Genomic DNA, 12,539 nt, shown 5'->3' with positions numbered 1-12,539 from the left:
ATTGCTGAAAAACCATTGATAGAATTACAACATTGAGAAATTCGTGAGTACTTATTTTAAAGCTCGTTTCATGCCGTTGATGACACCTTGATGTAACCCTTCATGCCAGAGGGTAAATATGAACAGATCTCCCACCATCTTTAATTTTTTATCCCTAAATTCAAACGCATTGGCTGCCGGTTCTCCTAATCTTCCAGAAAAGGTATCTCTTATTCGTTCCTTTTGTTCTATTAACAATTCTTGTATTTCATTCAAAGTAAGAGGTGAGGCAAACCAATCCTTTGGACTTGTCCCTGGTTTGAATGACTCCTGTATTTTTGTGGAAATATCTCCAGGTTGATTCATTCCAAAGTAATACATTACTCCCTCTTGTGCAACGAGGATATGGCCTAAATTCCAGCGCAGGGAATTACTATATCCATTTGGTATCACATCAGCTTGTTTTTCGGAGGCAATAGAATCAAGCAGTTGGATGGATGACTCCCTGTAAAAATCATATTGTTCAAAAATGCCGTCTTCTTTCATTGCTTTCACACTCCTTCTTTGTGATTCTATTTAAGTTTATCATTTATGCCTGCTATAGGATTCTTCTCGATTGCTCAAAAGCGATAAACGCCCGATAAACAAAAGATACGTTATGCGATGAACGCGCCCGTTCGTTATATAAAGTTTAATCCACTAAAACCCTATCACCTTTACTTGGCGGTTGAGAAATTACCAAAAACTCAACTTCATTATTTGTCTTGTTAAACATTTGGTGTGGTACCAAAGGAGGAACTTCTACTCCCTCTTGTGGATTTAAGGTTATCCCTTTACCATCTATCTCAATGGTTGCTATACCTGATAAGACAAAGAAAAATTGCAGCTGGCATATGTTCATGAATAATACTTAAATCTTGATTTTCCGCTAAATGCCACCCATCACAATTATTTCCCCATATATAATGTTCAGCATTGTACTTACTTTTTTTCCTTTCTATATCCCCTCTCAAATAAAATCCCGCTTATCCTAGACATCATAATACTTGAATTATTCTGCAATTTAATTATACTTTCCTTCCCCTTAAATAAATAATTTAGAGCTTCGATTTACTTTCTAATATTCCTTCCTATACTTAACAATCTGATCCCTTTTATTGATTAACAATGGAAGTTACTAGTGTATTCAATTTGAGCAACGGAGAAACTTTCTTTTCACCCTTAAGGATTTGATTTAAGAACTTGGAAATACCTGAATAATCCTTTCTCTTGTGTCCAACTAATCGTGAGTATTCATCGAACACAAATAAATAATAACACCAGAAATTGGCTAAACTAGCCAAATATAATACTAACTCGTCTTCAAATAGGTAGGTGATGGTTCCTTGTGGAATTTCAAAAAACAAAAAAACAATTCAATACACGATTTGATTGATAAGGTTTCTAAATCCGATGATTTTTACCAGTTTTCCACTGAAAGCGTCAATGGATTACCCATATATTTTTCCTATTATAAGAGCCTTATTGATGAAAAGAAAATGCAACATCATCTCCTTCCATATATTCAATCTGTAGAGAAGGAATTTGAAGAGCTTTCGGATTTGATGAATGTCATACCTATAGAAGATCGAGAAATCACTTCCGATGCTAAAGCATTCATAAACAAACTGACAAAAGGCTACATTTTCATTCATTTGACGAAAACTCCCGAGAAAGGTATTTTGGTTAATCTTTCGAATGGAACGAAAGGTTATAGAGATTTTAATGATTCTGAAAATGAATATAGTGTAATCGGACCAAAGGTGGGTTTTGTCGAAGATCTTGATACAAACCTCATCCTATTGAGAAGGCAAATTACATCCGACGATCTTGTTTTTAAAGAATTTACTAAAGGATCTCTTTCAAACACTCGGGTTATGATTGGATATATTGATGGAATTGCAAATCCACAGCACATTCAGACCATGAGACAACGTATTGAGGATTTAGATATGGATGTTATATTCGATAGTGCAGTTCTAGATGAGATTATTTCTGATAACTCAAATACACCTTTTCCACTATTCATGTCTACAGAACGTTTGGATCGTACAACCTATATGCTTTTAAGTGGACAAGTAATCGTTATTAGTGACGGTTCACCTTATGTTATCGCAGGACCTACCAGTATATTTAATTTTTTTATATCACCAGAGGATTATTACTCACCTTGGTCAGTAGGGTCTTTCTTTCGATTAATACGATTTATAGGTGTCCTCTTTTCAATTTTGTCAACACCAATATATGTCGCCGTGTTAACACATCATTATGCTATCATTCCGGAAGATCTGTTAATGCCGTTAATCATGTCAAGGGCAAATGTCCCGTTCCCTCCTATACTGGAAGCTTTATTTTTAGAAATTGCAATAGAACTCTTGAGAGAGGCAGGAGCCAGACTCCCGACAAAAGTAGGCCAAACTTTGGGAATTGTCGGAGGTATTGTAATTGGTCAAGCTGCTGTCCAAGCTGCACTAACAAGTAATATATTATTAATCATCGTAGCTCTTTCAGCACTTGCTTCTTTTACTACTCCTACTTTCAAGATGACTAATACGATTCGGACATTAAGATTCCCACTTATTCTCTTAGCTGCAATTTGGGGAGGTTTTGGGGTAACCCTGGGTCTTACTTTTATCATGTGCCATCTAATAAGGTTAAAATCTCTTGGCACACCCTATTTGGCACCTGTATACCCATTCAGGTACAGAGATTCAAACGATATTTTTATTCGGTCTTCCTTAAGCGTTACGAATAAACGCTATACCTTCCTTAGACCTCTAAAGTTGCTTAGGTACAATGTCAAAAAGCATAAAGACATCGAGGATGACTATAATAACGAATAACTTATTTCTCTTTCAAGAGGTTGTGGGCCATGATGAACTTTTTAAAAATCCTATGTGTCCTGTTGTTAATAGTAGGATGCTCTAGGAATAAAATAGTCGAGGATTTAAAACTGATTGAATCATTAGGCTATGATCTTGAAGATGATAAAATAAAAGGGAGCGCTTCTTTCCATGTTCATTATGATGTACCAGCAGGGGCACCAGTAAAGCTTCTTACAGCAGAATCCGAAACTGCAAATGGAATATTTACGACGTTTACACAACAAGTACCACACCCTGTTGAAATTGGAAAAACAAGAACAATATTAATGGGTGAACCTTTTGCAAAAGAAAGCATTAAAGATTTAATTAGTACGCTTGTCAGAGATCCAATCATAGCAAGCAATGCAAAAATGGCAATATCCGAGCAGGATGCTGCTGAAGTCCTTAATCATACTATGACATTACCACCTTTTTATCTCTCTGATGTAATTGAACAAAATATAACATATGGGAATACGCCGCAAACGAACCTTCATACAGTATTAAATCAATATTTTGGTGCTGGACAAGATGTTTACTTACCGTTCTTAACTCTTTATGAATCTGAAAAGATAATGGTTGATGGTTTAGGAATTTTTAAGGGTGACAAATTGGCGATGCGCTTGCAGGATAAAGAAACGTTCCTCTTTAAGATCATTAAAGACAAAAATATGAGTGGTACTTATGAATTCATAAGCGAACAGAAAGAGAAAATCTCTTTAAAAATTATGTATGGAAAACGAAAAATCTACCTTAAAAATACTCGTCAAGAGCCAAAGGTGAACATTAAACTTGATTTGTTTGCTCTTATTAAAGATTACCCAGGGTCCCTTGATCTTACCAAGAAGGAAGATGTAGATAAAGTATCTACAATGATCGAAAAAGAATTAACCACAAAAATTGAAAAGTTATTGGAAGAGTTTAAAGAGGAACAAGTAGATCCTATGGGATTTGGAGATTTAGTTAGAAGTGAAAAGCGGGGTTGGACGCAAGAGAGGTTTAATGATCAATACCCAAATTTAGAATTTGAAATTGAAACAAAGATGAACTTTCTCGGGAGTGGGTAGATAATGGAGCAAAAAAATAAAGAAAACTATTTAGTATCTACTTTTTTTGTTTTCTTTTTGATTCACTCATCTCAAACAGGAATTGGTCTTCTGAGCTTTCAGAATACGATTTTTGAAAATGCTGGGCATGATGCATGGATCTCGGTTATTATCACAGGTCTAAGCCTTCATATTATATTATGGATGATACTACAAATGGTTAGTAACCCCACAAAAGACTTGTTAAAAATCCATCAAATTTCGTTTGGTGATAAAATCGGGAATTTTTTATCGGTTATTGTTATTGGATACTTTTTTCTTTTGGCTCTTACCGTATTTCGTACTTATATAGAAGCTATACATGTATGGGTATTCCCAATGATCAAAACCTGGGAGCTTAGCATAGGGTTAGCATGTCTAATCATTTACATCATTACCGGAGGATTCCGAACATTAACGGGAATAAGCTTCCTAGGAGTGGTTCTACCTTCTCTTCTTCTGCTAACGTTATATTTTCCTTTACAATATGCTAATTTTAGAAACCTAATGCCGGTTTTTAACCATTCAATTCTTGAAATAGCCCAATCCTCTAAAGCATCTTCCCTGATATATATTGGATTTGAGACCTTGTTGATTTACTTCCCGTTTATTAAGTATCCTTCTAAATCTGCAAAATGGGCACACGGAGCATTAGCCTATACAACTTTCCTATATCTATTGGTTACATTGTTAACCTTCGTTTATTTTAGCCAAGGTCAACTTAAGCATACATTATGGCCGACATTGGTAATGACTAAGATTGTTGAAATGCCTTTTATCATCCGGTTTGAATTTATTTTTATCTTTACATGGGTTTTGGTTATACTTCCAGCCGTCTGTATTCCTATCTGGTGTTGTACGAGGATCCTAAAGAAAATAACGAAAATTAAACCAAGGAAATCATTATATACGATCATGTCATTAATATTGCTTAGCAGCATCTTGATTGATGACCATCTGGAAGTAGATGCACTAGGGAAATTCGCCTCAGAGATAGGTTTCTATTTCATATATAGCTACATACCACTTTTATTTATCATTTTTTCCATACGTAAAAGTAAATTTGAAAGCTCTCAGTATTAACACTCAAGTTGAAAATCGAATCCTTAAAAATCGGAAGTCTAACAAAGACTGATTCAATAGGCTAAGCTAAAAAGGGACAGCAATAAATCCCCTATTCTAACGCAAGACAGGGGATTTTTCAGCTGGTTTTCTGTATATGCAAAATTACATTTTAAAGTCTTTCAGGCTGACATGATCTATATTTGAATTCAAGTGATCGGTGCTGGGTTGAACAGGCTCAAGTCGTTCTGGATTCCCCAGTGCTCGGCCCAGGTCTGTTTGCGGCCGCTTGCAACATCGAGTATGAAATGGAAAAGCTCCCAGCCAACCTCCTCGATCGTAGCCTCTCCGGTTGCGATTCGTCCTGCATTGACATCGATCAGGTCATCCCACTGACTTTTCAGTGCATTGCGTGTCGATACCTTGATGACAGGAGCCATCGCCAATCCGTATGGCGTACCGCGGCCTGTAGTGAACACTTGAAGGTGCATGCCGGAAGCGAGCTGCAATGTCCCGCAGACAAAATCGCTGGCAGGTGTTGCTGCAAAAATCAGCCCTTTTTGGGTTGCTTTCTCCCCTGGTGACAACACACCGGAGATCGGACTGCTTCCCGATTTCACAATCGAGCCTAGCGACTTTTCAACGACATTGACAAGACCACCCTTTTTATTGCCAGGGGACGGATTAGCACTGCGGTCTGCCATCCCCCTCTGTAAATACTCATCGTACCACTTCATCTCATCGATCAACGCACGCCCGACCTCTTCATTTACTGCTCTGGGGGTCAACAAATGGACAGCATCCCGTACTTCAGTCACTTCTGAAAACATGACTGTGGCGCCAGCACGGACCAACAGATCTGCGGCGTAACCGACAGCAGGATTAGCTGTTACACCAGAGAAAGCGTCACTCCCACCGCACTGTAAACCGATAACCAAATCTGAAACTGGACAGGTCACCCGCTCCCGCTCGTTCAGCTTTTGCAACCGCTCATCTGCCATCGCCATGATCGCGTCGATCATTTTGGTGAATCCTTGTTGATCTTGCAAGGAGAGGATGTTGAGCTGTTTGTCATCACCCGGGATCAACCGTTCAGGCAAAAGTTTTTCACAGCCCAACCCGACGACCATGACTTCACCGCCGAAGTTAGGGTGGGTCGACATGCTTTGCAGCGTACGGATCGGGATCTCGGCTTCAGGTGCATTGATCGCAACTCCGCAGCCATAGTTGTGGTTGAGTGCCACTACATCGTGGACGTTCGGGTATTTCGGCAACAGTTCTTTTTTGATTTTAGCAACCGCATGATCAAGGACCCCGACCACACACTGGACACTTGTCGTGATACCGAGGATATTTTTGATTCCGGCACTTCCATCCGCATTACGATAGCCTTCAAATGTATAGCCTTCTAATGGCGGCTGTTCCTCAGGTGTTCGTGTTGCGATTGGCAGATCATCCAACTCAGGAGGCATCGGCAGGTTCACCAACGCTTCTTTCACCCAGCTGCCTTTTTGGATCGGAGCTGCCGTATAGCCGATCACTTCCCCGTAACGGACGAGCGCTTCACCTTCATCGAAATCAGCTAAAGCCACTTTATGTCCTTCTGGCACATATTCTTGCAGTTGTAGCCCGCAAGAGAATGTCATTCCTTTCTTCAATCCCCCTGAATTGACAATCGTCGCCACATTATCGTTATCGTTCACTTTGATGTAGAGAGGTGTTTCGTTTTGTGTCTTATCCAATGACATGGATGATTCACCCTTTCTGATTTCCGTCCGACAAAACGACTTGTTCCATGATCCAAAGGCAGCAGTTCCCCACTGCCACCTCTGTCAGGATTTTGTCAATCAACGGATGGTGTCGGCATTCTCATAATCCCGTATATCTACGCCGCATTCCGCCCCGACTTTTTTGAGATCTTCATAGACTTCTTCAGATAAATCGATGCCATTCTCCAGCCTTTTTTGCTTGATCCTGTTTTCGAGCTCTCCTGGAACGAATATCGCTTCAACCCCTTCAGCTGCTGGCGATGATTTGATTTCATCAATCATCTGATCAACGCGTTGCTTGAACAATTCAGCCGGCATGAAGCGGTTGACATCGATCAACTGGAAGAAATGCCCGACATTTTGCGGTTTGTCATAGTCTCCATAAATATTATTGATGTGGGGACCAAAGCCGGCACCAGTCAAGACCCCGCTCATGATGTCGATCATCATGGCGATCCCGTATCCTTTCGGTCCGCCGAACGGCAGGACGGATCCGGCTAATGCAGCGTTCGAATCGGTTGTCGGACGGCCTTTATCATCAATCGCCCAGCCAGTCGGAATATCAGTACCGTTCTGGGCGGACATGATGATTTTCCCTCTTGCGACGACACTCGTGGCCATATCCAATAGGATCGGCTCATGTTTGCCCGCTGGAATTCCACAAGCGTATGGATTCGTTCCGAAGTAAGGCTGGATTCCGCCCCATGGGGCCATTGTCGACGGGGCATTCGACATCGCGAACGCGACCATATCCGCTTCAACGGCTCGTTTCACAAAATATGCCCCTGCTCCAAAATGACTGGAACGGGTGACCCCAATATGTACGCCGCCGCTTTTCTTCGTTTTAGCTATGCCGATTTCCATCGCCTTCCGACCTACGACCTGTCCCATGCCATCGTCCCCATCGATCAAGAGAGTCGCATCACTTTCTTGGATCACTTTGATGTCCGGACAAGGATTGACTGCGCCTTCTATCAGGCGTTTCACATAGATTGGAACACGGGTGACGCCATGGGAATCGACCCCGCGCAGATTGGCCGCGACCAGACTTTCTGCAACGATGTGGCTGTCTTCTGAGGACAAGCCGACGTTTTTAAAAATATCGTCCACATAATGGATCAAACGTTCAGCGTTAAAATTCAAGATGAAGCCTCCTTGTATGTCTTTTATACCGCTTTAAAAAAATTCATCGGACCATGCTTGGACGCTTCGGATCGAATTCCCAGCCTGGAATGAGATACTGCATTGCGACAGAATCATCACGGGCATCCAGCTCCATCTCTTTATATAATCGATGGGCTTTTTCGATTTGGCCCGTGTCCACCTCTACGCCCAGACCAGGTTTATCGGGGACCGTCACATGCCCTTCTTCAATGTCAAAAGGCTCCTTCGTCAAGCGCTGACCATCCTGCCAGATCCAGTGTGTGTCGATCGCTGTGATCTCCCCTGGTGCCGCTGCCGCGACATGGGTGAACATCGCTAATGAGATGTCAAAGTGGTTATTGGAATGGGATCCCCAAGTCATCCCCCAGTCATTGCACATCTGGGCAACCCGCACAGAGCCTTGCATTGTCCAAAAATGAGGATCTGCGAGCGGGATATCGACAGCATTCAGCTGGACTGTATGTCCCATCTGCCGCCAGTCAGTGGCGATCATATTCGTTGCAGTCGGCAATCCGGTCGCCCGTTTGAATTCCGCCATGACCTCTCGTGCGGAATAGCCATTTTCCGCACCGCACGGATCCTCTGCATAAGCCAATGTGCCATGCATATCCCGGCATAGTCCGATCGCCTCCTGTAAAGACCATGCGCCATTCGGATCAAGCGTGATACGGGCTTCAGGAAAGCTTTCCGCCAGGGCTCGGATCGCTTCGATCTCCTCTTTCCCGCCCAGAACGCCGCCTTTCAGCTTGAAGTCCTTGAATCCATAGCGTTTTTCTGCCGCTTGGGCCAACTTGACGATCGCTTCCGGTGTCAACGCTTCTTCATGACGGACCCGCAGCCACTCATCTTCTTCCCCCTCTCCGCTGATGTAAGGCAGATCCGTCTTGTTCCGGTCCCCTATGTAAAACAAATAGCCGAGCATCTTTACTTTATCCCGCTGTTGGCCTTCCCCAAGCAATGCGGCAACCGGGACATCAAGATGTTTCCCTAATAAATCGAGTAAGGCTGCCTCTAAGGCTGTTACCGCATGAATCGTGATGCGCAGATCAAATGTCTGCTTTCCCCGGCCGTTGGCATCCCTAGCAGCAAACGAATGCTTCACCTTTTTCAATAGATTGTTATAATGGCCGATTGAACTCCCGATCAGCAGCGGTTTGGAATCCTCCAATGTCTTTCGGATTCCTTCGCCTCCTGGAACCTCACCAACTCCCACATTCCCGCTGCTATCCTTGAGGATCACCACGTTCCGTGTAAAATACGGACCGTGGGCACCGCTCAGATTCAACAGCATGCTGTCATGACCGGCAACGGGGATGACGGACATTTCCACGATTGTCGGGGTCATATGTTTTTTCTTCGTAACAGACTCCATCCTATCCTCTCCTATCCTAGTTATCTATAAAACAGCGGTGTTCGTATTACGTCGACGGGGTTATGCTCTGGTCGCCGGATCTTTTCGATTTCCGGTTATCCATGATCGCATAAACGAGAGAAACGGCAATCAACACCCATAACATCCACGCAATCGGCCCCTTTGTGAAGAAGATCGTCAAATCTCCGCCACTGCCTTTTAAACTATCAATAAAGTACTTTTCCAATTGCTGCCCTAAAATGAAGCCTATCAAAAACGGCGCAACCTGGATCCCGATTTTCATGAACACATAGCCTGCCAATCCGAATAACAGGAGTGTCCAAACATCAAACATGACCCCGTTATTGATGGCGTAAGAACCGACGACACACATGACGATGATGATCGGATAAATGATGTACTTCGGAATATAAATGATCTTTGCCATATATTTGATTGAAAAAAACATCAAGAAAAACATCACGATGTTGGCGATGATGAGCGCATAGATGATGCCATCCCATAGATCTGGATTTGTCGGGATGAATAACGGTCCTACCTGGATCCCCTGCAATAACAAAGCCCCGACTAAGACAGCGGTCGTACTGTCTCCGGGTATCCCCAACGAGAGCAATGGAATCAGGGCACCGCCGATCAGACCGTTGTTCGCCGATTCACTCGCGATGAGTCCTTCAGGTTCCCCCGTCCCTAATTTTTCTGGATGCTTCGAAAAGTTCTTCGCTTGCGAGTAGGAGGAAATCGACGCAGCACTTCCACCGACACCTGGCAGCATTCCGATGAACGTACCGATCATCGAGGAACGGATCGTATTGATGATCTGGCCGTTGAAAATCTTGAAGGTGAACGGATTCTTCTTTTCTTTTTTGAAGTCGAACGTCTGATGGGGAGAAGCCTTCATTCCCTCTTCAGACTCCTGAAAGATTTGGGCGATTGCGAACAGTCCGATCAATACCGGAAGAAGGGAAAAACCGTAAGTCAATTCCTCTTCAAAGCCAGGTGGGATGAGCCTCAGCTGGTTGTTATCCGCAAACATGCCGATCAGGCTTAAATAGACACCGATCAAACCGCTGAAAATCCCTCCGAGCAAGCTGCCCTTTGATATCGAGGCGATGACGGTCAATGCAAAAACGATGATCAGGAACTTTTCGACGGATGAAAATTTGATCGCGACAGAAGCGAGTACCGGGGCGAAGAAATACAAAACGGTCAGGCTGAAAAAGCCGCCGATGATTGAGGCTGTAATCCCAACTTTCAGCGCTTTTTCCCCTTCGCCCTTCTGGGTCATCGGATAGCCGTCAAAGGTCGTACAGAGTGAAGAAGGTGTACCAGGGATATTCAACAGGATAGCCGGCACGAGACCACCGCTGATCCCGCCGACATATAAGCCGATCAATAAGGCGATCGCGTCGACCATATCCAACGTGTAGGTGATCGGAAGAAAGAGGGCGATCGCCATCGTAGCCGTCATTCCCGGGATCGTTCCGAAAATGATGCCCATGAATACGCCGAGGAAACAGAGCAAGATTGAAAGCGGGCTGAGTATTTCAAATATATCCATTGGAAATCACCCTCCTTACGGTAAAGTTATATCGAACAGCTGGCCGAACAAATACCAGATGACCAATGACGTTGCCAGCGAGTTGGCTAATGACACAACGATCGATTTCTTTTTGACATTTCCGATGAATAGTAAACTGATCAAGAACATAAAAAGGATGCTTGCCGGTAAAAAACCGATCAGTTCTAGCACGAAAGCATAGGCGATCAACAACACGAACGTTCCGTAAAATTTAAGTTTGTCGTAGTTGTCGACAAAAAATTGAAAACGAAACGCCGTTAACGTTCCTTCCCTTATTCGTTTGACGATATTGAGCAGCAGCATCAAAACCGCCAGGAAAATCAGGATCGTCAGCATGATTTTAGGAAAGATGGTATGGTATTCACTGAACTTCAATTTAACTGTGAGCAGGTCTTTCACATGATTTCACCTCTTATAGCCGTAATGAAGGAGTGAGGCTGTCTAGTTTGTATACAGACAGCCTCTATCCGATCAATTGGTGATCTTGTCCAGCTCTGGTGCGTTTTTGATGATGTTCTGGAAAGTCGCCCTCTTCTCGCGTAAGTAGTCTTTCGCTTCCTCTGCTGGGACGTAATTGGTGATATAAGCATTCTTGCCCAGGTCTTTCGCATAGTCCGGATTTTCTTCCACTTCTGCTACAGCTTTATCCAGTTTCGAAGCAAAGTCTTCTTCAACATCCTTTGGCATGAGGAAGAAGAATTCCTTATCGAAGACGAACTCTTTGCCGTTAACTGTAATCCCTTGTTCAGCGAAAGTAGGGATGTCATAGCCTTCCACCCGTTTCCCAGCTGTAATGCCGAGGAACTTCATCTTGATGTCATCTTCGACACCATCTTTCGTATATTCGTTGTTACCGCCGATCGAACCGTTGATAATGTCTGCATTTCCATCCCATAACGCTTGGTTCTTATCTTCCTGGGACCCTGTCACGTAGGCTTTGATACGGTCTGAAACCTCGGTTCCGTATTTTTCTTTCACCCATAGATAGTAACCGTCGAACGTGATCTCGGACACCCCACCTGATTCAATCGCTACGGTGATCGTTTCATCCGGATTATTTTTCAGCCATTCTGCGGATTCTGCCATCGTGTCATAAGGTGCGTCCCCCTTCGCTAAAAAGGCATTCCCTGGATTGGTCGAAACAACAGGTCCGATTGTCCAGTTTTCCAGCTTGTTGTTTTCCTGGATGCTTCCATATTCGACGCCTAAATACGCCATGTCATGGAAAAACATCACAGTACTGCCGTCATTCTTCGCCTTCCCCAACTCTTGGAAAGCCCGGACTGCCCCGACTGCGTCCACTTTGATATTCGTTCCCAAAGGATCTTCCAAATAGCGGCTGATCGTATCGGCATTCTGGTATGTATCCCCACCTGTAGACGTTGAACCGATCACCAACCTGATCCTCGAAACATCCACCTCTGACCCTTCACCTGACCCGGCTGTAGTATCGCTGCACGCCGCTAGACTGAGCGCGAGCACAGCTACCAAAAAAATCGTAAAAAGTTTCTTCATCATACACTCTCCCTTTCGATTTTTGTAACCGCATACAATTATCTGTAAAAAACCATGAACGAGATACTACATGTATAAAAATTTTAAATTAAACATTGTGGAGGATTCCAT

10 protein-coding genes and 1 pseudogene are annotated in these 12,539 nt (G+C 43.3%); 3 read left to right on the top strand and 8 right to left on the bottom strand.

Going from position 1 to position 12,539, the window contains the following annotated elements; all coding sequences use genetic code 11:
* Positions 1 to 51: 51 nt before the first annotated feature.
* Positions 52 to 525 (bottom strand): DinB family protein, encoded by a 474-nt coding sequence (locus KOL94_RS00650; protein ID WP_221563205.1) that lies wholly within the window; start codon positions 523 to 525, stop codon positions 52 to 54.
* Between the two features lie 145 nt (positions 526 to 670).
* Positions 671 to 980: pseudogene (locus KOL94_RS00645) on the bottom strand (cupin domain-containing protein).
* A 384-nt stretch (positions 981 to 1,364) separates the two neighbouring features.
* On the opposite strand from KOL94_RS00645, the gene KOL94_RS00640 reads away from it, so the two are divergent.
* Genes KOL94_RS00640 through KOL94_RS00630 form a run of 3 tightly spaced genes read left to right on the top strand, consistent with a single transcriptional unit; the run spans position 1,365 to position 5,050 of the window.
* On the top strand, positions 1,365 to 2,861 hold the full coding sequence (locus tag KOL94_RS00640) for a spore germination protein (protein ID WP_260412148.1): 1,497 nt from the start codon (positions 1,365 to 1,367) through the stop codon (positions 2,859 to 2,861).
* Between the two features lie 29 nt (positions 2,862 to 2,890).
* Entirely contained in the window at positions 2,891 to 3,949 is a 1,059-nt protein-coding gene (locus KOL94_RS00635) for a Ger(x)C family spore germination protein (RefSeq protein WP_221563204.1), read from the top strand.
* Between the two features lie 3 nt (positions 3,950 to 3,952).
* Entirely contained in the window at positions 3,953 to 5,050 is a 1,098-nt protein-coding gene (locus KOL94_RS00630; RefSeq protein WP_221563202.1) for a GerAB/ArcD/ProY family transporter, read from the top strand.
* A gap of 188 nt (positions 5,051 to 5,238) precedes the next feature.
* Here the strand turns inward: KOL94_RS00630 and garD are convergent, their stop codons facing one another.
* The 6 genes from garD to KOL94_RS00600 all read right to left on the bottom strand — a co-directional run bounded on the left by garD (position 5,239) and on the right by KOL94_RS00600 (position 12,428).
* The gene (gene garD, locus KOL94_RS00625; protein ID WP_221563200.1) at positions 5,239 to 6,777 is read right to left on the bottom strand and encodes a galactarate dehydratase; all 1,539 of its coding nucleotides are present in this window, start codon (positions 6,775 to 6,777) and stop codon (positions 5,239 to 5,241) included.
* A gap of 99 nt (positions 6,778 to 6,876) precedes the next feature.
* Entirely contained in the window at positions 6,877 to 7,941 is a 1,065-nt protein-coding gene (locus KOL94_RS00620; RefSeq protein ID WP_221563199.1) for an Ldh family oxidoreductase, read from the bottom strand.
* A gap of 43 nt (positions 7,942 to 7,984) precedes the next feature.
* A complete protein-coding gene (gudD, locus tag KOL94_RS00615) occupies positions 7,985 to 9,334 on the bottom strand; it encodes a glucarate dehydratase (RefSeq protein ID WP_221563198.1) in 1,350 nt (449 codons plus the stop codon).
* Positions 9,335 to 9,380: 46 nt separating this feature from the next.
* Positions 9,381 to 10,892, bottom strand: coding sequence for a tripartite tricarboxylate transporter permease (locus KOL94_RS00610; protein ID WP_221563197.1), 1,512 nt, complete (start codon positions 10,890 to 10,892; stop codon positions 9,381 to 9,383).
* 15 nt (positions 10,893 to 10,907) lie between these two features.
* Complete coding sequence (locus KOL94_RS00605) at positions 10,908 to 11,312, bottom strand: tripartite tricarboxylate transporter TctB family protein (protein ID WP_221563196.1); 405 nt, start codon at positions 11,310 to 11,312, stop codon at positions 10,908 to 10,910.
* A 72-nt stretch (positions 11,313 to 11,384) separates the two neighbouring features.
* A complete protein-coding gene (locus tag KOL94_RS00600; protein WP_221563195.1) occupies positions 11,385 to 12,428 on the bottom strand; it encodes a tripartite tricarboxylate transporter substrate-binding protein in 1,044 nt (347 codons plus the stop codon).
* Positions 12,429 to 12,539: the final 111 nt, after the last annotated feature.

This window comes from Alkalihalobacillus sp. TS-13 (assembly GCF_019720915.1).
Lineage (GTDB): Bacteria > Bacillota > Bacilli > Bacillales > Fictibacillaceae > Pseudalkalibacillus.
This window is presented reverse-complemented; position numbering and strand designations above follow the sequence as displayed.

Coding starts and splice junctions, on each gene's coding strand:
- KOL94_RS00635 (WP_221563204.1), top strand. CDS start 2,891: ATGATGAACTTTTTAAAAATCCTATGTGTCCTGTTGTTAATAGTAGGA.
- garD (WP_221563200.1), bottom strand. CDS start 6,777: ATGTCATTGGATAAGACACAAAACGAAACACCTCTCTACATCAAAGTG.
- KOL94_RS00600 (WP_221563195.1), bottom strand. CDS start 12,428: ATGAAGAAACTTTTTACGATTTTTTTGGTAGCTGTGCTCGCGCTCAGT.
- KOL94_RS00630 (WP_221563202.1), top strand. CDS start 3,953: ATGGAGCAAAAAAATAAAGAAAACTATTTAGTATCTACTTTTTTTGTT.
- KOL94_RS00610 (WP_221563197.1), bottom strand. CDS start 10,892: ATGGATATATTTGAAATACTCAGCCCGCTTTCAATCTTGCTCTGTTTC.
- KOL94_RS00650 (WP_221563205.1), bottom strand. CDS start 525: ATGAAAGAAGACGGCATTTTTGAACAATATGATTTTTACAGGGAGTCA.
- gudD (WP_221563198.1), bottom strand. CDS start 9,334: ATGGAGTCTGTTACGAAGAAAAAACATATGACCCCGACAATCGTGGAA.